We start from the raw sequence: 23,415 nt of genomic DNA on the forward strand, positions 1-23,415 counted from the left end.
GAACGAACGAGACGGAAGGAGCCTTGCTTCTTCCGTTTCTTTTTGGAGTGAGTCCATGTCTTATCACTGGAACTGGGGCGTTTTGCTGAGTCCGGTTTCCACCGGCGAGCCCACCACTTACCTCGGATGGCTGATCTCCGGTTTCTGGGTGACCATTACCGTGTCGCTCGCGGCCTGGGTGATCGCGCTTGTGGTCGGCTCGTTGTTCGGCGTCTTGCGCACGGTCCCGAATCGCACGCTGGCGGGCATCGGCACCGTCTACGTCGCGATCTTCCGCAATATTCCGCTGATCGTGCAGTTTTTCGTCTGGTATCTCGTGATACCGGAACTGCTGCCGCCTTCCATCGGCAACTGGTTCAAGCAACTGCCGCCTTCCGCGCAGTTCTTTTCGTCCTCGATCATCTGTCTCGGGCTCTTCACCGGCGCGCGCGTGTGCGAACAGGTGCGCTCGGGCATCAACGCGTTGCCGCGCGGACAGCGCAATGCGGGCCTCGCGATGGGCTTCACGCAATGGCAGACGTATCGCTATGTGCTGATGCCCGTGGCGTATCGCATCATCGTGCCGCCGCTCACGTCGGAATTTCTGAACGTGTTCAAGAATTCGGCGGTGGCGTCGACCATCGGTCTGCTCGATCTGTCGGCGCAGGCGCGTCAGCTCGTGGACTACACCGCGCAGACCTATGAGTCGTTCATCGCGGTGACGCTCGCGTACATGCTCATCAACCTCGTCGTGATGCTGCTGATGCGCTGGATCGAAGCGAAAACGCGGCTGCCTGGCTACATCGGAGGCAAGTAATGCATCAGTTCAACTGGAGTGGCGTCATCGGTTCACTGCCCACGCTGTGGACCGGCGCCATCATCACGCTGCAGATCACGTTGCTCGCCATCGTGGTCGGCATCATCTGGGGCACGGTGCTCGCGCTTTTCCGGCTCTCGGGCATCAAGCCGCTGCAATGGTTCGCGGGCGCGTACGTCACGCTGTTTCGCTCCATTCCGCTCGTGATGGTGCTGCTGTGGTTCTTCCTGATCGTGCCGCAGGTGCTGCAAAACGTGCTCGGGCTGTCGGCGGACATCGACATTCGCCTGGCATCGGCGATGGTCGCGTTCTCGCTCTTTGAAGCCGCGTACTATTCGGAAATCATCCGCGCCGGCATTCAGGCGGTGCCGCGCGGGCAGGTCAACGCAGCGTTCGCGCTCGGCATGACCTACGCCCAGGCGATGCGGCTCGTCGTGCTGCCGCAGGCGTTCCGCGCGATGGTGCCGCTTCTGCTCACGCAGGCAATCGTGCTCTTCCAGGACACATCGCTCGTCTACGTGATCAGCCTCGCGGACTTCTTCCGCACGGCAACGAACATCGGCGACCGCGACGGCACGACCGTCGAAATGGTGCTGTTCGCCGGAGCGTGTTATTTCGTGGTGTGCGTGGTGGCGTCGGCGCTCGTCAAAAGTCTTCAGAAAAAGGTCGCAAGATGATCTCTATCAAGAATGTTTCCAAGTGGTACGGGCAGTTTCAGGTGCTCACCGACTGCACGACCGAAGTGAAGAAGGGCGAAGTCGTCGTCGTGTGCGGCCCGTCGGGGTCGGGCAAGTCGACGCTCATCAAGACCGTCAACGGCCTCGAGCCGTTTCAGAAGGGCGAGATCACCATCAACGGCCAGTCGCTGACCGACAAGAAGACGAATCTGTCGAAGCTGCGCTCGAAGGTCGGCATGGTGTTCCAGCACTTCGAGCTGTTTCCGCATCTGTCGATCGTGCAGAACCTGACGCTCGCGCAGACCAAGGTGCTCGGCCGCTCGAACGACGAAGCGACGCAGAAGGGGCTGAAGCTGCTCGATCGCGTCGGCCTGCGCGCGCACGCCGACAAATATCCCGGCCAGTTGTCGGGCGGTCAGCAGCAGCGCGTGGCGATTGCGCGCGCGCTGTCGATGGACCCGATCGCGATGCTGTTCGACGAGCCGACTTCCGCGCTCGATCCGGAGATGATCAACGAAGTGCTCGACGTGATGGTGGAACTCGCGCAGGAAGGCATGACCATGATGTGCGTGACGCACGAAATGGGCTTCGCGAAGAAGGTCGCGCATCGCGTGATTTTCATGGACAAGGGATTGATCGTGGAGGACGACCAGAAGGACGCGTTTTTCGCCAATCCGAAATCGGACCGCGCGAAGGACTTCCTCGCGAAGATTCTGCACTGAGCTTTTGCAACGCTCGAAAGGAACGCGGCGCTTCCGAAAAGAAGCGCCGCGTTTTTTATTCGATGCCCAGTTCCGACTCGACCGCCGCCGTCGTGCGAATCTCGTCGATCTTCAGCGCCGATCCGACGCACGCCTTCGCGAGCGGTTCGGCCGCCTTCTTCGCCACTTCCTCGGGCACCGGAATGTTGAGCGTCCGCGCGAGCGCGCCTTGCTGGAACATCGCGAGATCGCCGGGGGCGAAGCGCGTCCAGACTTCGTTGTCGGTGAGCGGAGAGGTCGCGATCACGGCGACGCGGTCTTCCGGCGTCGTGTATTTCGCGAAGTCGATGGACATGTCCGCGTCGATCAGATGCGCCGTCGAAAACGGCCAGCTTCGCACGAGATAGTAGAGATGCGTCGAGCAGTGCGAGAACAGCGCCTGCCCGTTCGACATCAGGAAATTGAACACGCCGTATTGCGTGATCTCGCGCGTGAGCGTGGCGAGCGCCTCGAAGAGTTCGTCGAGCGGCGGCTGCGAGCACGGAAACGCGCTGCGCAAGCCTTGCAGCAGCGCGCAAAACGCGAGTTCGCTGTCCGTGGTGCCGACCGGCTGATAGACGCCCGTGAGTTGCGGCGCGTGGCCTTTCAAATCGCCGTTATGCGCGAAGATCCAGTGACGGCCCCACAACTCGCGCATGAACGGGTGGCAGTTCTCCAGCAGGATGTGCCCTTGCGTCGCCTTGCGGATATGCGCGATGGTGTTCTTCGACTTGATCGGATACCGCTTGACCATCTCGGCGAGCGGCGAACTCGCCGACGACTGATGATCGATGAACAGCCTGCACGCCTTGTCCTCGAAGAACGCGATGCCCCAGCCGTCGGCATGGTGATCCGTCATTCCGCCGCGCGCCGCGAAACCGGTGAACGAGAAGGTCACGTCGGTCGGTTCGGCGCAGTTCATTCCGAGAAGTTGGCACATGTTGCTCGATGCGGCGGGCCAAAGCCCTGAAGTCGGGTTGTTACAATACGTCCGACAAGCATATCACCGGGGCACTTCCGAAAAAATCGAACGCCGCGGCCGCCCGGCCGCCGTTGTGGAATTTCCACGGCGTTTTTTTCCGGTCGTATGCCGCTCGGCTGTGCAGTTCTTTGCTTGCGGTTCGCTTTCTCTAACGTCCTCGCCGTCATCACGCCATGTCCGCTACTTCCGCATCGCCTGCTTCGCCTTCGACTCTCACCCTGGCGCGCCCCGACGACTGGCATTTGCACGTGCGCGATGGCGCGACGCTCGCCGCCGTGCTCCCGCATACCGCGCGCCAGTTCGGCCGCGCGATCATCATGCCGAATCTGAAGCCGCCGGTCACAACGACCGGGATGGCCGCGGCGTACCGCGAGCGGATCATCGCCGCCTTGCCGAAGGAGGGCGCGCTCGCGCGCTTCGAGCCGCTGATGACGCTCTATCTCACCGACAACACGCCGCCCGACGAGATCCGCCGCGCGAAAGACAGCGGCTTCGTGCATGGCGTGAAGCTGTATCCGGCCGGCGCGACGACGAACTCGGACGCGGGCGTGACGGATCTGCTCGGCAAATGCACGAAAACGCTCGAAGTAATGCAGGAAGTGGGCATGCCGCTGCTGACGCACGGCGAGGTGACGGATAGCGATATCGACGTGTTCGACCGCGAAAAGGTGTTCATCGACCGCGTGATGACGCCGTTGCGCCGCGATTTCCCCGCGCTCAAGGTGGTTTTCGAGCACATCACGACGAAAGACGCCGCCGACTACGTGCGTGAAGCCAAAGGCGCGATCGGCGCGACGATCACCGCGCATCATTTGCTGTACAACCGCAACGCGATTCTGGTCGGCGGCATCCGCCCGCATTACTACTGCTTGCCGGTGCTCAAGCGCGAGACGCATCGCGTGGCGCTGGTCGAGGCAGCGACTTCCGGCAATCCGCGCTTCTTTCTCGGCACGGACAGCGCGCCGCATCCGAAGGGCCTGAAGGAGCACGCGTGCGGCTGCGCGGGCTGCTACACGGCGCTTCACGCGCTGGAACTGTATGCCGAAGCGTTCGACAAAGCCGGCGCGCTCGACAAGCTCGAAGGCTTCGCGAGTTTTCACGGCGCGGACTTCTACGGCTTGCCGCGCAGCGCGGAGACGGTGACGCTCGAACGCGCGTCGTGGACGCTGCCCGCCGAGTTCGCCGCGGGCGATTCCCAGATCGTCCCGCTGCGCGGTGGCGAGGCGATCGGCTGGCGGTTCGTGGAAGCTGCCTGACGGTCGCAGCAGTGTCCGCGCGTTTCGATTCGATCGACTGGACGCGCCCGTGGCTCGCGCCGCTGGCCTCGCGCGGCAGACGCTGGCAGGCGGCGGCGCTCGACGGCCCCGCGCGTTATCTCGACGCATTGAATGACGACGCCGCGCAAGCCGCGCTCGTCACCGGGCGCGGCGCACCGCTCGCGTTCGTCGCGCAGGAAACGCTGCCGGAAGGCGCGTCGTATGAAGCGCATATCGCGCAGACCGGACTTGTGCCGACGCGCCACAATCTCCACGACTTCTTCAACGGCCTGATGTGGTTCGCGTATCCGCGCATCAAGGCGGCGCTCAACGCGTGTCAGGCTGATCAGATCGACGCGCTCGGCATCGGTCCGACGCGCGGCGGCGTGCGCGATGCCCTCACGCTCTTCGACGAGAACGCAGTCCTTTTCGCCTGCGCCGACGCGTCGCTCGCCGATGCGCTGCGCCGCTTCGACTGGCGCACGCTGTTCATCGCGGGGCGAGCGTCGTGGGGCAGCGAGTGCGAGGCGCGCGTCTTCGGCCACGCGTTGCTGGAGAAGCTCGTCGCGCCGTACAAGGCCTGCACGGGCCACGCGTGGATCGTCACTGTGCCGCCCGCGTACTTCTCATTGGACGATGCCGCCCGCCGCTCCATGCTCGACGATCTCGTGTCGCGCAGTCTGATTGCCGAGCCGCCCGCGAGCCGCGCGTTTGCGCCGTTGCCGGTGCTGGGCGTCCCCGGCTGGTGCGAAGCGAACGCGGACCGAGCCTTCTACGACGACCTGTCCGTCTTCCGTCCCGGCCGACGCCTTCCGCCGAACGGCGCGAGGCAGGCGGAAGCCGCATGTTAAAATCGATGCCGCAAAGCAGGCCAGGCAGTCGCGGCTTCGGCGCTTCCGGGCGTCGAGGGCGAGGAAAGTCCGGACTCCACAGGGCAGGGTGATGGCTAACGGCCATCCGTGGCAACACGCGGAACAGGGCAACAGAAAGCAAACCGCCGATGGCTTCGGGCGCAAGTCCGAAGATCAGGTAAGGGTGAAACGGTGCGGTAAGAGCGCACCGCGGCCGTCGCGAGACGTGCCGGCACGGTAACCTCCACCCGGAGCAATTCCAAATAGGCAGGCGCGCATCTTCGCGATGCAGGACGGTGCCCCCGTTCGTCTGCGGGTAGGAAGCTCGAGCGCGTCAGCAATGGCGCGCCTAGAGGAATGGCTGCCACGCGCGTTCGCCTTCGGGCGGCGCGTGCACAGAATCCGGCTTATCGGCCCGCTTTGTCGTCATTCAAAAGAAAGAGCCGGCGTCATCCGTGACGCCGGCTCTTTTTCATGCGACGCGCCTTTTCAGCGTTCGACGATATCGAACGAATGCGTGAGTTCTGCCGTCTTCGCGAGCATGATCGACGCGGAACAATACTTGTCGTGCGACAGATTGATGGCGCGCTCGACCGTCGCCGGATTCAGGTTCTTGCCCGTGACCGTGAAATGGAAGTGGATCTTCGTGAAGACCTTCGGGTCTTCGCTTGCGCGTTCGGCCTTGAGCGTCACCGAGCAGCCTTCGATTTCCTGGCGGCTTTTCTTCAGGATCATCACGACGTCGTAAGCGGTGCAGCCGCCCGTGCCGAGCAAGACCATTTCCATCGGGCGCGGCGCCAAGTTGCGGCCGCCGCCTTCCGGCGCGCCGTCCATATTGACGAGATGACCGCTACCGGTTTCGGCGGCGAACGCCATGCCGTCCTGTCCCATCCAGCTCACTTTGCATTCCATGCTTGCGCTCCGCCCGCTTGACGCGTTGTACACAGCTTTCATTGTAGCGGGTTGTGAATGGCGGATCGCCGGACGGGTTCGCGCATTCGCGGATTGACTAAGCGCAGCAGGCGCCATCGCGTGATTACGCGGGCTGCATCGGCGCTTTGAAGAAGCCCTCTAGACGCAAGCGCGAGCCGCCGCGAACCGCGCGGGAACGACGCCTCACCGTTTAGGGCGTTCACCACGATATGAAATCGTCTTCCATGATGCGAATCTCCTTGCTTTGCAGCACGACCGTGCCTATACTCGACTCATTGGTTGTCGCAGTCGACTAACCCACAGCGTCTCCTCCACCTCCTCCTAGGTGGATTGAGCCCGAGCTTCAGATGCTCGGGCTTTTTTTCGTCCTCGTCGTCCGGCAGCGGCCGCGTGTCACGCGCCAACGCCGCAACCTTTTGACGCAACGGACGTTTTCCCTTTATAATTCAAAGTTCTCTTCGTCACACGCCCGCGGAGAGAAGTCAGGGAGAGCCTGCACGCGCAAGGAAAGTCATTTAGCGCACTCATATAAGCAGGACCGAACAAGGTAAAGAGCAAAGGGCAGAATCAAATTTTGGATCGATCATGAAGACGTTTTCCGCAAAAGCCGAAGAGGTGACGCGTGAATGGTACGTGATTGACGCGACGGATAAGGTTCTCGGCCGTGTCGCCAGCGAAGTGGCACGCCGTCTTCGCGGCAAGCATAAGCCTGAATTCACCCCGCACGTCGACACCGGTGATTACATCATCGTCGTCAATGCCGGCAAGCTGAAGGTCACCGGCAACAAGACCACGGACAAGAAGTACTACCGTCACTCGGGCTATCCGGGCGGCATCTATGAAACGACGTTCGGCAAGATGCAAGAGCGTTTCCCGGGCCGCGCGCTCGAGAAAGCTGTGAAGGGCATGCTGCCGAAGGGCCCGCTCGGCTACGCGATGATCAAGAAGCTGAAGGTCTACGCTGAAGCCACGCATCCGCACACGGCTCAACAGCCTAAGTCGCTCGAGATCTAAGGGAGCCCACATGATCGGTAACTGGAACTACGGTACGGGCCGCCGCAAGAGCGCCGTCGCTCGTGTCTTCATCAAGTCGGGCAAGGGCGAGATCATCGTCAATGGCAAGCCCATCGCCGACTATTTCTCGCGCGAAACGTCGCTGATGATCGTGCGTCAACCGCTGGAACTCACGAACCACGCCACCACGTTCGACATCAAGGTCAACGTGAACGGCGGCGGCGAAACGGGTCAGGCAGGCGCGGTCCGCCACGGCATCACCCGTGCGCTGATGGACTACGACGCAACACTCAAGTCGCAACTGTCGAACGCTGGCTTCGTCACGCGTGACGCGCGTGAAGTGGAACGTAAGAAGGTCGGTTTCCACAAGGCACGCCGCAGGAAGCAGTTCTCGAAGCGTTAATCGCTTCGGGTTTCGCCGGGCTTCTCGGCGAAGCTGCTGCGAAAGCCGCCCGCACTGCAAGGTGCCGGCGGCTTTTTCTTTTGCCGCGGTTCGCCCCGAGAGGTCGAACTTGCATATAGCCTCTTGATTTCATGGGCATTCGGCACGATTTTGAGATCAGCCCTACAATAGTGGCTAGAAGCTAAATTGGAGAGATCAATGAGCGCAGTCAGCGACACCCCCACGACCGAAATGCCGATGCCGTTCGTCTTCACCGACGCCGCTGCCGACAAGGTCAAGCAATTGATCGACGAGGAAGGCAATCCGGATCTGAAGCTGCGCGTGTTCGTGCAAGGCGGCGGATGCTCGGGGTTCCAGTACGGTTTCACCTTCGACGAAGAAGTCAACGAGGACGACACCGTGATGGACAAAAGCGGCGTGCAATTGCTGGTCGATTCGATGAGCTACCAATATCTCGTCGGCGCGGAAATCGACTATAAGGACGACCTCAACGGCGCGCAGTTCGTGATCAAGAATCCGAACGCGACCACGACTTGCGGTTGCGGTTCGTCGTTCTCGGTCTGAACGCGGATTGAATGGTTGATGAGAAACGGAGCCTTCGGGCTCCGTTTTTCGTTGTCGCGCTCCAAGAAACTCAGCGCGGATAAATCGCGCCGAGCACGCGCTCGCCCGCTGCGCCCGTCACTGATGCGAGATTGCCCGGTTCGCGCGCCACGCAGCGCATCGCAAGCCAGGCAAACGCGAACGCTTCGACCTGCTGCGGCGGCACGCCGAGCGCCTCGGTCGTCATGACGGGCACGCTCGAGACGCCGGTTTGATCGAGCGCCTGTTGCAGCATCTTCATGAGCGCAGGATTGCGCGCGCCGCCGCCGCAGACGTACACGGCGCGGGCATCCGACGCGTGGCGCTCTATTTCCCGCGCGACCGTCGTGGCCGTCAGCGCGGTGAGCGTCGCTTGCACGTCGGCGGGGGCGAGCGCCGCGAAGGGCGCGAGCTTGGCATCCAGCCACGCCGGGTTGAAGAGATCGCGCCCGGTGCTCTTCGGCGGCGCTTCCTTGAAAAACGGCTCGTCCAGCAGCGCATTCAACAGCGGCCGGTTCACCGCGCCGCGCGCCGCGAACTGGCCGCCATCGTCGTACGGTTTTTTCAGATGCCGGTGCGCCCATTCGTCCAGCAGCGCGTTCGCCGGGCCGCAATCGAAGCCGCGCACCGCGCCGCTCGCCGCCAGAACCGTGATATTGCTGATGCCGCCCAGATTGCAGACGACGCGCGTCTCGTTCTTCGCGCCGAAAATCGTCGCATGAAACGCCGGCACGAGCGGCGCGCCCTGACCGCCGGCGGCGACATCGCGGCTGCGGAAATCCGCGATCACGTCGATGCTCGTCATCTCGGCGAGCAACGCGGGGTTGTTGATCTGCCGCGTGTAACCCTTTTCCGGCCGATGCCGCACCGTTTGCCCATGCACGCCGATCGCGCGCACCTTGGTCGACGAGTATCCGCTCATGCTCTGCAATTCGTGGCAGCACACGGCGTAGCGCGTGGCGAGCGCGTTCCCGGCGAGCGCCTCGCGTTCCAGTTCGTTGTCGCCGGGCGACTGCAGCGCAAAGAGCGCGTCGCGCAGCCCTTCGGAAAAGGACACGTGCGCCTCGCCGAGCACGACCGGCGCTTTGCCCGCCGCGAACTGCACCGCGACGCCATCGACGCCGTCCATGCTCGTGCCGGACATCAGACCGAAATACACGCCGTCTGCCTTTCCGGGTTCGATTGCTTCGGCTTTTTTCCCCACGCTCCTCTCCTCGTCGATGCTCGTCGGTGCTTGGTCCATCAACGCGCGATTATCCGCGCATCCGGGCCGATCGTTAAGGCGCGTCCGCTGGAGGCGACCGTCCGGCGGAAACGCGCGTGCCGCCAAACGGCACGAATGCGCCCCTCATCGCGTAAAATCGGGAGCCTGAACAAGCCATTGCGCACCGCAAAGCCGTCCGGTACGGCGCCATCGCATTTCCTTCACATCACAAGCCGCAAGCATGACCACTGACTCCAACGCTTCTTCCGCGCCCCCGCGCGACGCCTTTCCGATCACCGACGACGTGCGCGCCGCCCTCGCGATCGCCAAGCGCGGCTGCGACGAACTGCTGATCGAGGACGAATTCGCGCAGAAGCTCGCACGGAGCGCCGCGACGGGCAAGCCGCTGCGCATCAAGCTCGGGCTGGACCCGACCGCGCCGGACATTCACATCGGCCATACGGTCGTGCTGAACAAGATGCGCCAGTTGCAGGACCTCGGGCACCAGGTCATCTTCCTGATCGGCGATTTCACCTCGCTGATCGGCGATCCGTCCGGCCGCAACGCCACGCGCCCGCCGCTCACGCGCGAACAGATCGAAATGAACGCGAAGACGTATTTCGAGCAGGCGTCGCTGGTTCTCGACCGCGAGAAAACGGAAATTCGCTACAACAGCGAATGGTCGATGCCGCTCGGCGCCGACGGCATGATCAAGCTGGCGTCGCGCTACACGGTCGCGCGCATCCTCGAACGCGAAGATTTCACCAAGCGTTTCCAGAGCGGCGTGCCCATCTCGATTCACGAATTCCTCTATCCGCTGATGCAGGGCTACGACTCCGTGGCGCTCAACGCCGATCTCGAACTCGGCGGCACGGATCAGAAGTTCAATTTGCTGGTTGGCCGCGAATTGCAGAAGCAATACGGCCAGGAGCAGCAATGCATCTTGACGATGCCGCTGCTCGAAGGGCTCGACGGCGTCGAGAAGATGTCGAAATCGAAGCACAACTACGTCGGCATCAGCGAAAAGCCGACGGAAATGTTCGGCAAGCTGATGAGCATTTCCGACGTGCTGATGTGGCGTTATTTCGAGCTGCTGTCGTTCCGCAGCATGGAAGAAATCGCGCGCTTCAAGCAGGAAGCCGAGGGCGGCCGCAATCCGCGCGACTTCAAGGTGATGCTCGCGCAGGAGATCGTCGGGCGCTTTCATTCGCCGGCGGACGCGGAGCGCGCGCTCGAAGACTTCAACCATCGCGCGAAGGGCGGCGTGCCGGAAGATATTCCGACGGTCACGCTCGCGGGCGCGCCGCTTGCCATCGGCCAGATGCTGAAACAGGCCGGGCTCGTGCCGTCCACGAGCGAGGCGCTGCGCAATATCGAGCAGGGCGGCGTGAAGATCGACGGGGCGACCGTGTCCGACAAGGGTCTCAAGGTCGAGCCGGGCGAGTTCATCGTGCAGGTGGGCAAGCGCCGCTTCGCGCGCATCACGTTGACGGCGTAAGCGGATGATCGCGCTTATCCAGCGAGTCCGGCGCGCGGACGTGCGCGTCGGCGAGCGCGTGACCGGCGCGATCGACGCGGGCCTGCTCGCGCTCGTCTGCGCCGAACGCGGCGACAACGAAGCCGCCGCCGACAAGCTCCTCGCGAAGATGCTGGCGTATCGCGTGTTCAGCGACGCCGCCGGCAAGATGAATCTGTCCGTGCAGAACATCGACGGCGCCGGACGCGCGGGCGGCGTGCTGCTGGTATCGCAATTCACGCTTGCCGCCGATACCTCGAGCGGACTGCGTCCGAGCTTCACGCCGGCCGCGCCGCCCGACGAGGGCAAGCGGCTCTTCGACTACTTCGTGCGCGAGGCGCGGGCGAAGCATCCGATCGTCGAGACCGGCGAATTCGGCGCTGACATGCAGGTGTCGCTCGTCAACGACGGACCGGTCACGTTCTGGCTTCAGGTTCGCCCATGACGACGCAAGTCTTGTTCATCCGCCACGGCGAAACTGACTGGAATCGCGTCAAGCGCATCCAGGGGCATATCGACATTCCGCTGTCCGCGCATGGCGCGCTGCAAGCGGCGCAACTCGGCGCGCGCCTCGCGCGGGAAGGGCGGCTCGACGCCGTCTACACCAGCGACCTGCTGCGCGCACAACAGACCGCGCGCCCGTTCGCCGACGCGCTCGGACTCGAACTGCGCCTGTCGGAAGGCTTGCGCGAGCGCCAGTACGGCGCGTTCCAGGGCCACGACAGCGACGAAATCAGCGAGAAGTTTCCGGCGGAGTATGTCGAATGGCAGACGCGCGATCCGGGCTTCACGCCGCCCGGCGGTGAATCGCTGCGCGTTTTCTATCACCGCGTGATTCACGCGATGGAGCCGATCATCGCCGCGCATCCGGGCGGACGCATCGCGTCTGTGGCGCACGGCGGCGTGCTCGACTGCATCTTCCGGTTCGCGAACAAGCTGACGCTCGACGCGCCGCGCAACTGGCCGCTGCTCAATTGCAGCCTTAACGTGGTGGATTACGACGGCGGCCATGCGACGGTCGTGTCGTGGGGCGATGTCGCGCATCTCGCCACCGACACCGCCGACGACAGCCTGCGCAAGACGGCCTAGTCCGTCTTCCTTGCGGAGACCCTCAACCGCGCGCGCTTCGAGATGCCGTTGACGAGCGCCCAGCGAACGACCGGCGCCATCGCCCGCACGCCGGGACGCGCAATGACCCGCCGCATCGGTGCAAGCGACGTAAGCCCAAGCGTAAGCGGCTGGCCAACTCACCTTGATTGTCGGCGAAGCGCTTGGGAGTATCGTGTCCACTAAAGCGAATAAGCGGACACGTGAACACTATCGAAGAAGAGGCGTTGCCGACCCGTCGCCGTCGTCGGACATTCTGACTCGCCTCCCGGCCCACAAAGCAAGCGACATCGCAACATTGCTGCCTCATAACTGGCAGCCTCTCGCGCCTGTCGAGTAATCCATCGTTCGTCAAGACGGGTTCGCTGGCCGCTTACGCCCAAGCATCGTCTGCGCCCAGTCGGGCAGCAGATCGACACCCGCGTTGAACACCAGCACGCGCGCCGGCTTCATGACGATGCTCGGCGTCGGCGCGCTCTTGAGCACGCGAATGACTTCCTGCGTGCGCTCGCTCGCGTGCAGTTGCGGACGCATGACGGCGAGATAAGCATCGACTTGCGCGCGCGTGATCGGCACGTCGCGGGCACCGAGCAGACGGGCGACGAGCGCCGTCTCTTCGAAGTAGCGGTCCTGATCCGCTTCGGACAGACCAGGATTCACATACCGTAGATAGCCTTCCAGAAAACTCGTGACTTCGGCGACGTGTACCCACGTCAGCAGATCGGCGTCGCTCGCGCGATACGGCCGGCCGTCGGGCGCGGTGCCCGTCACACCGAGATGAATGCGCCTCACGCGCTCGATCAGCGCCAGCGCGTCGCGCCGATTGCCGAACGTCGTTCCCGCGATGAAGGTCGCCGTGCGCCGCAGCCGCCCGAGAATATCGGTGCGGAACGTGGAGTGATCCCACACGCCTGCGAGCGCCAGCGGATGCAGCGTCTGAAGCAACAGCGCGCTGATGCCGCTCGTCATCATCGAAGTAAAATCGGCGTGGACCTTCCAGCAGATGGCGTCCAGCCCGAACAAGCCCGGATCGCCCGGCGGCGATGAATAGTCGAGCGTCGGCCCGCTGCCCGTCGTGAGGCTCGTGATGCCGCGTGCAATCGACGACCGTACGCGCGTGACCAACGTTGCCTGATCCGACATGCGCTAGCCGTTGTTCGCGTCCCAGAGATCGCGGATGGGGCCGCCATCCGGCGCGGCGATGCCGAAGTGCCGATACGTCAGCAGAGTCGCGACGCGCCCGCGCGGCGTGCGCTGCAAATAGCCCTGCTGGATCAGATACGGCTCCAGCACGTCCTCGATGGTGTCGCGTTCTTCACCGATCGCTGCCGCGAGATTGTCGACGCCGACCGGCCCGCCGTCGAACTTGTTCAGGATCGCTTCGAGCAGCTTGCGGTCCATCAGATCGAAGCCGACCGGATCGACGTCGAGCATCTTCAGCGCGGCATCCGCCACGTCGGCCGTGATGCTGCCGTTCGCCCTCACTTCCGCGTAATCGCGCACGCGGCGCAGCAGCCGGTTTGCGATACGCGGCGTGCCCCGCGAGCGCCGCGCGATTTCCAGCGCGCCCTCCGGCACGATGTCCGCCTTCAACAGCGACGCCGAGCGCGACACGATGCGCGCGAGCTCGCTCGCGTTATAAAACTCCAGCCGCGACACGATGCCGAAGCGGTCGCGCAGCGGATTGGTCAGCATGCCCGCGCGCGTGGTCGCGCCGACGAGCGTGAACGGCTGGAGATCCAGCTTCACGCTGCGCGCGGCCGGTCCTTCGCCGATCATGATGTCGATCTGATAATCCTCGAGCGCCGGATACAGAATTTCCTCGACGACCGGCGACAGCCGGTGAATTTCGTCGATGAAGAGCACGTCGTTCGCTTCGAGATTGGTGAGCAGCGCGGCAAGGTCGCCCGCGCGTTCCAGCACCGGTCCCGACGTCTGCCGCAGATTCACGCCCATTTCCCGCGCGATGATGTGCGCGAGCGTGGTCTTGCCGAGACCCGGCGGACCGAAGAGGAGCACGTGATCGAGTGCTTCCGAGCGGCGCTTGGCAGCTTCGATGAAGATTTCGAGCTGCCCGCGCACCTTTTCCTGCCCCACGTATTCGTCGAGCTGGCGCGGTCGCAACGCGCGCTCGAAGGCTTCTTCGTTCGGCGAGACGGGCGTGGCCGAGATGATGCGTTCGGCGGCGAGTTTGTCGGTTTCGATCATTGGTCGATTGTACAGCGAGCGTTCTCGCCGCGAACCTGGCCGAACGGCCTAGCGGCGCGCCGCGCCGGGCGTCGAAATAATCAGGCTTTGGAGAGCGCCTTCAACGCCAGCTTGATGCCCTCGGAGACGCCCGTTCCCGCCGGCACGTTCTTGATGGCGGCGAGGGCTTCCTTCTCGGAATAGCCGAGCGCGAGGAGCGCGTTGAGGATGTCGGAGGCATGGTCGGACTGCGAAGCCGCGCTCGCCATTGCGCCGAGATCGGCGCCGAGCTTGCCCTTGAGTTCGAGCAGCAGCCGTTCGGCCGTTTTCTTGCCGATGCCCGGCACGCGCGTGAGGCGCGCGCTGTCCTGCGTCGTCACGGTCTGCGCGAGTTCCTGCACGCTCATGCCCGAAAGCACCGCGAGCGCCATGCGCGCGCCGATGCCGCTGATCTTTAACAATTCGCGAAACGTCGCCCGTTCCTGCGACGTGAGAAAGCCGTAGAGCAGATGCGCGTCCTCGCGCACGATCATCTGCGTGAGCAGGACGACCTTCTCGCCGGCGTTCGGGAGGTTGTAGAACGTGCTCATCGGCACGTCGATTTCATAGCCGACGCCGTTGCAGTCGACGAGCAGGTGCGGCGGGTTTTTTTCCAGCAGAACGCCGGCGATACGACCAATCATGTTTGCGTTTTCGAGAGAAGAGATTTAGCCGATGAGTCTGCCGCGCCGCACGCGCAAGCCTTTCTTCGCGAGCGACGGTGCAATACCGCCGAGCGTGGCGAGGCCCGTGCCGCCGTGCGCGTGACAGATCGCCATGCCGAGGGCGTCGGCGGCGTCGGTGCTCGGCACGCCTGAAAGATTGAGCAGGCGCACGACCATCTGCTGCATCTGCTCCTTCGTCGCGCGGCCGTAGCCGACGACCGCCTGCTTCAGTTGCAGCGCCGTGTATTCGGCGACCGGCACGCCGCTCACGACGAGCCCGCAAATGGCCGCGCCGCGCGCCTGCCCGAGCAGAAGCGTCGATTGCGGATTGACGTTGACGAACACTTTCTCAATCGCAGCCTGATCCGGATTGTGCTGCCGGATAAGGGTCGAGATGCCGTCGAAGATGGTGTTCAGGCGCGAAGGCAGATCGGCGTCGGCTGTCTTGATGACGCCGCTCGTCACATAGTTGAGCGAGTGCCCCGCCATGTCGATGATGCCGAAGCCCGTCACGCGCAGGCCGGGGTCGATGCCAAGGATTCTCATTCGTTCGCGATGCGGCTCGTCCAAATCAAAATGGCCTGCTTGCGCAACTCGAAGCGCAAACAGGCCAATACTAAAGGAACTCGGCGCGATTAATGGCGGAAATGACGCGTGCCGGTGAGAATCATCGCGACATTGTGCTCGTCGGCGGCGGCGATCACTTCGTCATCGCGCATGGAGCCGCCCGGCTGGATCACGCAGGTCGCGCCCGCGTTCACGACGACATCGAGGCCGTCGCGGAACGGGAAGAACGCGTCCGATGCGACCGCCGAGCCGTTGAGCGACAAGCCCGCGTTCTGCGCCTTGATGCCCGCGATGCGCGCGGAGTCCACGCGGCTCATCTGGCCCGCGCCGACGCCGAGCGTCATGCCGCCGCCGCAGAACACGATGGCGTTCGACTTCACGTATTTCGCCACGCGCCAGGCGAACATCAGGTCGTCCATTTCCTTCGGCGTCGGATGGCGCTTGGTCACGACGCGCAGTTCATGCGGCTGGACGTTCTTCGAATCGAGCGACTGAACCAGCAGGCCGCCCCCCACGCGCTTCAGATCGAACGCGTTGTGGCCGTCGCCGAGCGCGATTTGCAGCAAGCGCACGTTCTGCTTCGCGGCGAACACGGCGCGCGCCGCTTCGCTGAACGAAGGCGCGATCAGCACTTCGACGAACTGCTTCGCCACGGCCTGCGCCGCCGCTTCGTCCACTTCACGATTGAACGCGATGATGCCGCCGAACGCCGACGTCGGATCGGTCTGGAAGGCCTTCGAATACGCTTCGTGCGCGTTCGCGCCGATAGCAACGCCGCACGGATTCGCGTGCTTGATGATGACGCACGCGGGCGCGTCGAAGGTCTTCACGCATTCCCACGCGGCGTCCGAATCCGCGATGTTGTTGTACGAGAGTTCCTTGCCCTGCAACTGCTCGTAGTTGGCAAGCGCGCCCGCGGGCACCGAAAGATCGCGGTAGAACGCCGCGCTTTGATGCGGGTTCTCGCCGTAGCGCAAGTCCTGCACTTTCTCGAACGCGAGATTGAACGTGGCGGGGTACGTGTTGCGCTCGCTGTGCTTGAGCGTTTCGGTGAGGCTCGTCAGGTAGTTCGTGATCGCGCCGTCGTACTGCGCGGTGTGCGCGAAGACCTTGGTCGCAAGCCGGAAGTTCGTCGCGTAGCCGACGCTGTTGCTGTTGGCGCGCATTTCGTCGAGCACGGCGGCGTAATCGGCCGGATCGACGATGACCGTCACGTCGCGGTGATTCTTCGCGGCCGAGCGCAGCATGGTCGGCCCGCCGATGTCGATGTTCTCGATCGCGTCTTCGAGCGAGCACTGCTCCTTTGCCACCGTCTGCACGAACGGATACAGGTTGACGACGAGGAGGTCGATCGTCGGAATGTCGTGCTTTTCGAGCGCGGCCATGTGCTCAGGCAAATCGCGGCGCGCGAGAATGCCGCCGTGAACCTTCGGGTGCAGCGTCTTCACGCGCCCATCGAGCATTTCCGGAAAGCCGGTGTAGTCGGCGACTTCGGTCACGGGCAGACCCGCGTCCGCCAGCAGTTTCGCCGTGCCGCCGGTCGAAAGGAGCCTGACGCCGAGTTGCGAGAGCGATTGAGCGAATTCGACGATGCCGGACTTGTCGGAAACCGAGATGAGGGCTTGCTTGATCATGATGAACGCTGAAACCAGAAAGGATAACCAGGCCAGACCCAGGCGCGCGCCCGGTCCGAAGAATCAAATCAATCCGTGCTGCTGGAGCTTCTTGCGTAACGTGTTGCGGTTGATGCCGAGATAGTCGGCGGCGAGCGACTGATTGCCGCCCGCCTGCGCGAGCACCACTTCGAGCATCGGTTTCTCCACGCACGAAATCACCATGTCGTACACGTCGTGCGGGTTCGAGCCGTCGAGGTCCTGAAAGTAGCTGTCGAGGCTCTGGCGGACGCATTGTTCGATGTTATGTCTGCTCATGCGGCAATTAGTCGGTCTGTGTTGTTCTGTCCGCCGCACGATTCTTCATCGGCCGCTTCGTCGGCGTCCCCGGCCTCGTCCACATAGACAAGGCGGTCTGACAGCGCCTTTTGCGCGTCGAAGAATTCGTTCACAGCGAACAATTGTTCTTTGGTCGTGTCGAGCGTATTCATCCGGTGCCGGAAGGTGTTGGCGCCGGAAAGGCCGCGAGTGTACCAGCCGATGTGCTTGCGCGCAGTCCGAACGCCCGTGAATTCCCCGTAGAACGCGTAGTGGTCTTCCAGGTGCTCGTTCATGACCTGCTGAATCTCGTCGATGCGCGGCGGCGGCATGCGTTCACCCGTCGCAAGGAAGTGCTCGATCTCGCGGAAAAGCCACGGCCGGCCCTGCGCCGCGCGGCCGATCATGATGGCGTCCGCGCCGGTTGTCGCGAGCACGTCGCGCGCTTTCTCGGGCGTCGCGATGTCGCCGTTCGCGACGACCGGAATCTTCACTGACGCCTTGACGGCGGCGATGGTCTCGTATTCCGCGTCGCCCTTGTACAGATCGGCGCGCGTGCGTCCGTGCACGGTGAGCATGGAAATGCCGGCCTCTTGCGCGATCCGCGCGATAGTCAGCGCGTTCTTGTTCTCGCGATTCCATCCCGTGCGAATCTTGAGCGTGACCGGCACCGCGTCCGGTCCGACGCCGACCGCCTGCACCACCGCCTCGACGATGCGCGCGACCAGCGGTTCGTTCTGCAAAAGCGCCGACCCCGCCGCGACGTTGCACACCTTCTTGGCCGGGCAGCCCATGTTGATGTCGATGATCTGCGCGCCGTTCGCGACGTTGTGACGCGCGGCTTCGGCGAGCATCTGCGGGTCCGCGCCGGCGATCTGCACGGCGATTGGCTCGACTTCGCCCGCGTGGTTTGCGCGGCGCATGGTCTTCTCGCTCTTCCACAACTGCGCATTCGACGCGACCATCTCCGACACCGCGTAGCCCGCACCCATGCGCTTGCATAGCTGGCGGAAGGGCCGGTCGGTGACGCCTGCCATCGGAGCGACGAACAGGTTATTGCGCAGAACGTGTGAACCGATGATGGGCATGAAGGCTTGGGCGTCCGCGCTTGGCGAATGACGGCGATGAACGCCGCATGAATGATCATTCGCGTGAGTCGGACGCGGGAAGGCGGAAGGGAAACGCGTATTTTAACGCTAAGCGCGTGCTGAAATTAAGAGCAATCGCGTGCAAGTGTCTAAATCTTCTATGAAAGCGGGCGCGGCCTTAGGGGATAAGTCGCACCCGCCGTGCCGATGCGCCCGCCGCTTCACCGCCGCTGACCGAACATCATCTGCCGCGCGAGCGCCGTCTTCAGCGGCGGCACGAATTCGAGCGCGGTCAGCGCCAGACCGCGCGCGGCGGCGAGCGGTGCGAAGTCCACCGTGAAGATGCGCGCGAGCGTATCCGTCGCGCCGATGGTCAAGCGCCGGTCGAGCGCGCGCCGCTCTGCGAACCGCGCGAGCGCAAGCGGGCGCGGTCCGTCGGCCGAGAGGGCGTCGCAGAGCGCCTGTGCATCGCGCAGCCCGAGATTCAGGCCCTGGCCCGCCACCGGATGCAGCGTCTGCGCGGCGTTGCCGATGGCGACCGTGCGCCGGTCGACCAGCGCGCTAACCGCGGTCAACCCGAGCGGGTACGCGGCCCGCCCGACGATGCGCGTGAAGCGCCCCATACGCGAGCCGAACGCGACGCCGAGTTCGGCGAGAAACGCGTCGTCGTCGAGCTGCATGCGTCGCGCGGCTTCTTCCGGCGAGCAGCACCAGACGAGCGAATAGTCCGCGTGACGCTGCCCGCCGCAGGGCAGAAGTGCGATCGGCCCTTGATTCGTGAAGCGTTCCCACGCGACGTTCGCTTGCGGGTCCGACGCGCTCACCGTGCCGACGATGGCCGTCTGCCCGTAATCACGCGCCCGACGCTGCGTGGACACCGCGGCATCGCGCGGACCGTGCTGATAGAGCCCGCCTTCCGCGTTGACGAGCACGCGCACGCGGATGGTGCGCTCGACGCCGGCCGATTGCAGCGGCAGCGTGACGCTCTCGTTGTCCTGTAGCGGCGGCAGGGCGGACGTATCGGTGAGCCAATCGACTTTTGTCGCGCGCACGGCCTTCGCGAGCGCGCCGACGAGCGAGCCATAGCGGACCACGTAACCCAGTTCCGGCACGTCGTGTTCGTCGTGTTCGATGAGCGTGCGCCCGAAATGCCCGCGCTGCGAGACGTGAATGCGGCGGATCGGCGTGACGTCGGCGGGAAAGCCGAGCGGCTGAAGCATGACGCGGCTGCCGTGCGAAAGCGCAAGCGAGCGCGGATCGTTCGCGGCGGCTTCGGGCGTGCGCGCGTCGATCAGCGCGACGGACAACCGTGATGTCGCGCTGCGCCGCGCGAGCCACCCGGCGAGCGCGAGCCCGACCGGCCCTGCGCCGACGATGGCGATGTCGTAGTCGAAATGCGGTTGCGTCGTCGGGTCGCTCATATCGTGGGCTGTCTGTGGCATCAATGGCTAAGGGATTCGCGCATCAGCGCCTCGATTTCGTCGGCGGCGACGGGCACTTCGCGCGTGAGCAGCTCGCAGCCGCCGGGCGTGACGAGGGCGTCGTCTTCGATGCGGATGCCCGTGTTCCAGTAACGCTCGGGCACGTCGTCGGCGGCGCGCACATAGAGGCCCGGCTCGACGGTCAGCACGTTGTCAGCGACAAGCGTACGCCAGGCCCGCGCGCCTTGCTCGTCGCGCGGACCGTCGGCGTCGCGGTATTCACCCGCGTCGTGCACGTCCATGCCGAGCCAGTGGCCGGTGCGGTGCATGTAGAAGCGCGCGTAGGCGCGCTCGGCGATGACGTTCTCGACGCTGCCGAACTTCGATTTGTCGAGGATGCCGGTGTCGAGCAGACCTTGCGACAGCACTTCGAGCGCCGCCTGATGCGGCGCGTCGAAGCTCACGCCTGCGCGCGTCGCGTTGATGGCGGCGGACTGCGCGGCGAGCACGATGTCATAGAGCTCGCGCTGCGCCGGCGAAAAGCGGCCGTTTGCCGGAAACGTGCGCGTGATGTCGGATGCGTAGCCGTCCAGCTCGCACGCGGCGTCGATCAGGATGAGGTCGCCGTCGCGCGTGGCTGCGTTGCCAGCCGGGTAATGCAGCACGCAGGCATTCGCCCCTGTCGCCACGATGGAACCGTACGCGGGCGCTTGCGCGCCGTGGCGCCGGAACGTGTAGAGCAGCTCGGCTTCGAGTTCGTATTCGCGCATGCCAAGGCGGCAAGCGCGCATCGCGCGGCGATGCGCCTCGGCGGAAATGGATGCCGCGCGGCGCATGATCGCGATTTCGTGCGGGTCCTTCACGAGCCGCATTTCGTCGATGATCGGCAGCAGATGCTGCGCCCGCGCGGGCGCGCGCACGCCGCTGCGGCTTTGGGCGCGCACGGCGTCGAGCCAGCCGCGCACCTGCGCGTCGCGTTCGGCCGATGTTCCGAGGGGATAGAACAGCGCGGGCTGATCGGCAATCAGGCGCGGAATGTGTTCGTCGAGCGCGCCGATGGCGAAGGCGGCATCCAGGCCGAACGCTTCGGCGGCGGCTTCCGGGCCGTAGCGAAAGCCTTCCCACGTTTCCCGCTCGGCGTTCTTCTCGCGACAAAAGAGGATCGACGCAGGCTCGCCGTCCCGCGCGCTCGCGTTCAGCACGAGCGTCGCTTCGGGTTCGCAAAAACCTGTCAAGTAATAGAAGTAGCTGTCGTGTCGAAACGGATAGTCCGTGTCGCGATTGCGCATGACTTCCGGCGCGGTCGATAAAACGGCGAGCCCGCCGCCCTGCGCGCGCAACTGCGCGAGCACGCGCTCGCGGCGGCTACGGTAGACATCGACGGCGATCGGGCTGGCGAGTTCGGTGATTGAGTTCATGCGCCCGATTGTAGCGCCGGCCTACAAGCTGCGCGAATAGGCCATTCGGCCTAGTAGGCGGAGGTCGAATGGCGGGGCATACTCGCTCGAAAGCGGTGGAGCTTGTGCAGCGCGCCGGCCTGCAAGCTGCGCGGATAGGCCGTTCGGCTTAGTAGGCGGACGTCGAATGGCGGCCATACTCGCCCGAAAGCGGTACAGCGTGTGCAGCGCGCCGGCCTGCAAGCTGCGCCAGAAGGCCATTCGGCTTAGTACGCAGACATCGAATGGCGAGGCGTATTCGCCCGAAAGCGGTGGAGTTGTACAGCGCGCCGGCCTGCAAGGTGCGCGAATAGGCCATTCGGCCTAGAAGGCGGACATCGAATGGCGGGGCATATTCGCCCGAAAGCAGTAGAGCGTGTGCAGGGCACCGGCCTGCAAGCTGCGCGAACAGGCCATTCGGCCTAGTACGCAGAAATCGAATGGCGAGGCATACTCGCCCGAAAGCGGTAGAGCGTGTGCAACGCGCCGGCCTGCAAGCTGCGCGAATAGGCCATTCGGCCTAACAGTCGGACATCGAAGCACGCGGCATACTCGCCGAAAAGCGGGAAGCGCGGCCCGAAGCGTCTACTCCTCCGCCCGATTGCGGACGCTGCCCGCCACAAGGTCGAAGCGAAACAGCCGGCATTCGAGAGCGCCGTTGAAAAGCGGTGTCTTGGTCGATTCGCGCAGCCGCAGCATACCGGGCAGCTTGCGGTCGGACGTGAGCACGTAGGCGCGCCAGCCGGGGAAGCGTTGCTTGAGCGCGTTGCCGAACGACACGAAGAATTCGGTGTCGGCGGGATCGGGCTGGGCACGGGCGAACGCGTCGTCTTCCTCGCGGCGCGAACGGGGCGTGTCGCGGATCTCGCCGCGCGGGCCGCGTCCGCGCACTTCGATGCGCTCGCCATACGGCGGATTCGCAACGAGGATACCGGGCGCGTCGGTGGGCGGCGTCATGTTGCGGGCGTCCACCTGCTTGAGCGACAGATCCGGCACGCCCGCGCGACTCAGGTTCGCGCGCGCCTTGTCGAGCATGTCGCCGGAAATGTCGCTGCCGTAGATGTTGATGTCCGTGGCGTTGGCGCGCGCGGCGCGCTTTGCTTCGATCGCGGCGTTCTTGAGCTTTTGCCACATGCCCGGATGGAAGGGCTTGAGCTTCTCGAAGCCAAAGCGCCGCTCGCTGCCCGGCGCGATGTTGAGCGCGGTCTGCGCGGCTTCGGCGAGAAACGTGCCGCTACCGCACATCGGATCGAAAAGCGGCGTGCCGGGCGTCCATCCGGTAAGGCGCAGAATGCCCGCGGCGAGATTTTCGCGCAGGGGCGCCGCACCCTTGTCGAGCCGCCAGCCGCGCTTAAAGAGCGGTTCGCCGGACGTGTCGAGGTACAGCGTGCACTCGTTCATCGTGAGGAACGCGAACACGCGCACATCGGGCTGCGCCGTGTCGATGCTCGGGCGCGCGCCGCTCAGATCGCGCAGGCGGTCGCATACGGCGTCTTTCACGCGCAGCGTCGTGAATTCGAGGCTTTTGAGCGGCGATTTGATGGCGGTCAGATCGACGCGCATCGTCTGGCTCGGTGTGAACCACTGTTCCCACCGCTGCCGATGCGTGAGCTCGTAGATATCGTGCTCGTTGCGATACGGTCCCTGCGCGATCTTGAGCAGCACGCGGCTCGCGATGCGCGAGTGCAGATTTACCGCCATGCCCGCGACCCAGCCGCCCCGGAAGTGCACACCGCCGGGCACTTGCGCGCCGACGCTGAGCGGACCGCTTCCCGTGAGCGGCGCGGTGCTGACGTGGCGCTCCCCGATCTCGGCAAGCTCGGCGGCGAGCGGCGCTTCGAGACCGCGCGGGCAGGGGACAAACCAGTCGAAGAGAGGGGAGGACATGTGGGGCGCTTGCGGGGGTTCAAAGGCGGTATTGTACGCGGCGGTTTGCGCGACGTGCTTTCAGTGCGGGCAACGCAAACGCTCACCGCAGCAGGCGGCGCCTTCACGTTCAACAATTCGGAGTTATCGCGTG

23 protein-coding genes, 1 other RNA gene and 2 pseudogenes are annotated in these 23,415 nt (G+C 64.3%); 12 read left to right on the forward strand and 14 right to left on the reverse strand.

Annotated features, from left to right (window positions below; all coding sequences use genetic code 11):
* Window positions 1-55 precede the first annotated feature (55 nt).
* Genes GV035_RS11420 through GV035_RS11430 form a run of 3 tightly spaced genes read left to right on the forward strand, consistent with a single transcriptional unit; the run spans window position 56 to window position 2,195 of the window.
* Window positions 56-796 carry an amino acid ABC transporter permease gene (locus tag GV035_RS11420; RefSeq protein ID WP_159835222.1) on the forward strand — a complete coding sequence of 247 codons (741 nt, stop codon included), beginning with the start codon at window positions 56-58 and terminating at the stop codon, window positions 794-796.
* Window positions 796-1,473 (forward strand): glutamate/aspartate ABC transporter permease GltK, encoded by a 678-nt coding sequence (gltK, locus tag GV035_RS11425; protein ID WP_159835223.1) that lies wholly within the window; start codon window positions 796-798, stop codon window positions 1,471-1,473. The genes GV035_RS11420 and gltK overlap by 1 nt, the downstream gene beginning before the upstream one ends.
* A complete protein-coding gene (locus GV035_RS11430) occupies window positions 1,470-2,195 on the forward strand; it encodes an amino acid ABC transporter ATP-binding protein (protein WP_159835224.1) in 726 nt (241 codons plus the stop codon). Before gltK ends, GV035_RS11430 begins: the two co-directional genes overlap by 4 nt.
* Window positions 2,196-2,250: 55 nt before the next feature.
* Here the strand turns inward: GV035_RS11430 and GV035_RS11435 are convergent, their stop codons facing one another.
* On the reverse strand, window positions 2,251-3,153 hold the full coding sequence (locus tag GV035_RS11435) for a class II glutamine amidotransferase (protein ID WP_159835225.1): 903 nt from the start codon (window positions 3,151-3,153) through the stop codon (window positions 2,251-2,253).
* Between the two features lie 215 nt (window positions 3,154-3,368).
* Here GV035_RS11435 and pyrC point away from each other — a divergent pair, with 215 nt between their 5' ends.
* From pyrC to rnpB, 3 genes are all read left to right on the forward strand, one after another.
* A complete protein-coding gene (gene pyrC / locus GV035_RS11440) occupies window positions 3,369-4,451 on the forward strand; it encodes a dihydroorotase (protein WP_159835226.1) in 1,083 nt (360 codons plus the stop codon).
* An 11-nt stretch (window positions 4,452-4,462) separates the two neighbouring features.
* The gene (locus GV035_RS11445; RefSeq protein WP_159835227.1) at window positions 4,463-5,302 is read left to right on the forward strand and encodes a DUF3025 domain-containing protein; all 840 of its coding nucleotides are present in this window, start codon (window positions 4,463-4,465) and stop codon (window positions 5,300-5,302) included.
* A 12-nt stretch (window positions 5,303-5,314) separates the two neighbouring features.
* Window positions 5,315-5,728, forward strand: an RNA gene (gene rnpB, locus GV035_RS11450) — RNase P RNA component class A.
* Between the two features lie 63 nt (window positions 5,729-5,791).
* On the opposite strand, the gene GV035_RS11455 is transcribed toward rnpB, so the two are convergent.
* Window positions 5,792-6,214, reverse strand: coding sequence for an OsmC family protein (locus tag GV035_RS11455; protein WP_159835228.1), 423 nt, complete (start codon window positions 6,212-6,214; stop codon window positions 5,792-5,794).
* Window positions 6,215-6,820: 606 nt separating this feature from the next.
* Between GV035_RS11455 and rplM the strand changes: the two genes are divergently transcribed.
* The 3 genes from rplM (at window position 6,821) to erpA (ending at window position 8,216) form a co-directional block, all read left to right on the forward strand.
* Window positions 6,821-7,249 (forward strand): 50S ribosomal protein L13, encoded by a 429-nt coding sequence (rplM, locus tag GV035_RS11460; protein ID WP_159835229.1) that lies wholly within the window; start codon window positions 6,821-6,823, stop codon window positions 7,247-7,249.
* Window positions 7,250-7,259: 10 nt separating this feature from the next.
* On the forward strand, window positions 7,260-7,652 hold the full coding sequence (gene rpsI, locus GV035_RS11465) for a 30S ribosomal protein S9 (RefSeq protein ID WP_008351569.1): 393 nt from the start codon (window positions 7,260-7,262) through the stop codon (window positions 7,650-7,652).
* A 198-nt stretch (window positions 7,653-7,850) separates the two neighbouring features.
* Window positions 7,851-8,216, forward strand: a complete 366-nt coding sequence (erpA, locus tag GV035_RS11470) for an iron-sulfur cluster insertion protein ErpA (RefSeq protein WP_035961693.1) — start codon at window positions 7,851-7,853, stop codon at window positions 8,214-8,216.
* Window positions 8,217-8,286: 70 nt separating this feature from the next.
* Here the strand turns inward: erpA and GV035_RS11475 are convergent, their stop codons facing one another.
* On the reverse strand, window positions 8,287-9,477 hold the full coding sequence (locus GV035_RS11475) for an anhydro-N-acetylmuramic acid kinase (protein ID WP_159835230.1): 1,191 nt from the start codon (window positions 9,475-9,477) through the stop codon (window positions 8,287-8,289).
* Between the two features lie 202 nt (window positions 9,478-9,679).
* Here GV035_RS11475 and tyrS point away from each other — a divergent pair, with 202 nt between their 5' ends.
* From tyrS to GV035_RS11490, 3 genes are read left to right on the forward strand one after another with little or no spacing between them, the layout of a single operon-like run.
* The gene (gene tyrS, locus GV035_RS11480; protein WP_159835231.1) at window positions 9,680-10,936 is read left to right on the forward strand and encodes a tyrosine--tRNA ligase; all 1,257 of its coding nucleotides are present in this window, start codon (window positions 9,680-9,682) and stop codon (window positions 10,934-10,936) included.
* Window positions 10,937-10,940: 4 nt separating this feature from the next.
* Entirely contained in the window at window positions 10,941-11,399 is a 459-nt protein-coding gene (gene dtd / locus GV035_RS11485; protein WP_159835232.1) for a D-aminoacyl-tRNA deacylase, read from the forward strand.
* Entirely contained in the window at window positions 11,396-12,043 is a 648-nt protein-coding gene (locus GV035_RS11490; RefSeq protein ID WP_159835233.1) for a histidine phosphatase family protein, read from the forward strand. The genes dtd and GV035_RS11490 overlap by 4 nt, the downstream gene beginning before the upstream one ends.
* Here GV035_RS11490 and GV035_RS11495 read toward each other — a convergent pair.
* The 11 genes and pseudogenes from GV035_RS11495 to GV035_RS11545 form a co-directional block, all read right to left on the reverse strand.
* Window positions 12,040-12,186 (reverse strand): annotated as a pseudogene (locus GV035_RS11495) (oxygenase MpaB family protein); the annotation flags it as partial. The gene GV035_RS11490 and the pseudogene GV035_RS11495 overlap by 4 nt on opposite strands.
* A gap of 253 nt (window positions 12,187-12,439) precedes the next feature.
* Window positions 12,440-13,204 (reverse strand): annotated as a pseudogene (locus GV035_RS11500) (oxygenase MpaB family protein); the annotation flags it as partial.
* Window positions 13,205-13,207: 3 nt separating this feature from the next.
* Window positions 13,208-14,269 carry a Holliday junction branch migration DNA helicase RuvB gene (gene ruvB / locus GV035_RS11505; protein ID WP_159835235.1) on the reverse strand — a complete coding sequence of 354 codons (1,062 nt, stop codon included), beginning with the start codon at window positions 14,267-14,269 and terminating at the stop codon, window positions 13,208-13,210.
* Window positions 14,270-14,349: 80 nt separating this feature from the next.
* Window positions 14,350-14,931, reverse strand: a complete 582-nt coding sequence (gene ruvA, locus GV035_RS11510; RefSeq protein ID WP_159835236.1) for a Holliday junction branch migration protein RuvA — start codon at window positions 14,929-14,931, stop codon at window positions 14,350-14,352.
* 24 nt (window positions 14,932-14,955) lie between these two features.
* Window positions 14,956-15,498 carry a crossover junction endodeoxyribonuclease RuvC gene (gene ruvC / locus GV035_RS11515; protein WP_159835237.1) on the reverse strand — a complete coding sequence of 181 codons (543 nt, stop codon included), beginning with the start codon at window positions 15,496-15,498 and terminating at the stop codon, window positions 14,956-14,958.
* A gap of 89 nt (window positions 15,499-15,587) precedes the next feature.
* Window positions 15,588-17,153, reverse strand: coding sequence for a bifunctional phosphoribosylaminoimidazolecarboxamide formyltransferase/IMP cyclohydrolase (gene purH, locus GV035_RS11520; protein WP_159835238.1), 1,566 nt, complete (start codon window positions 17,151-17,153; stop codon window positions 15,588-15,590).
* Window positions 17,154-17,216: 63 nt separating this feature from the next.
* Complete coding sequence (locus GV035_RS11525; protein WP_159835239.1) at window positions 17,217-17,450, reverse strand: Fis family transcriptional regulator; 234 nt, start codon at window positions 17,448-17,450, stop codon at window positions 17,217-17,219.
* Entirely contained in the window at window positions 17,447-18,538 is a 1,092-nt protein-coding gene (gene dusB / locus GV035_RS11530; RefSeq protein ID WP_159835240.1) for a tRNA dihydrouridine synthase DusB, read from the reverse strand. The genes GV035_RS11525 and dusB overlap by 4 nt, the downstream gene beginning before the upstream one ends.
* Before the next feature lie 221 nt (window positions 18,539-18,759).
* A complete protein-coding gene (locus GV035_RS11535) occupies window positions 18,760-19,959 on the reverse strand; it encodes a UbiH/UbiF/VisC/COQ6 family ubiquinone biosynthesis hydroxylase (protein WP_236572584.1) in 1,200 nt (399 codons plus the stop codon).
* Window positions 19,960-19,979: 20 nt separating this feature from the next.
* Window positions 19,980-21,377, reverse strand: a complete 1,398-nt coding sequence (locus GV035_RS11540) for an aminopeptidase P N-terminal domain-containing protein (protein ID WP_159835242.1) — start codon at window positions 21,375-21,377, stop codon at window positions 19,980-19,982.
* A gap of 603 nt (window positions 21,378-21,980) precedes the next feature.
* Window positions 21,981-23,282, reverse strand: coding sequence for a THUMP domain-containing class I SAM-dependent RNA methyltransferase (locus tag GV035_RS11545; RefSeq protein WP_159835243.1), 1,302 nt, complete (start codon window positions 23,280-23,282; stop codon window positions 21,981-21,983).
* Window positions 23,283-23,415 lie beyond the last annotated feature (133 nt).

Origin of the sequence: Burkholderia sp. 8Y (genome assembly GCF_902506145.1) — a bacterium.
Taxonomy (GTDB): domain Bacteria; phylum Pseudomonadota; class Gammaproteobacteria; order Burkholderiales; family Burkholderiaceae; genus Caballeronia.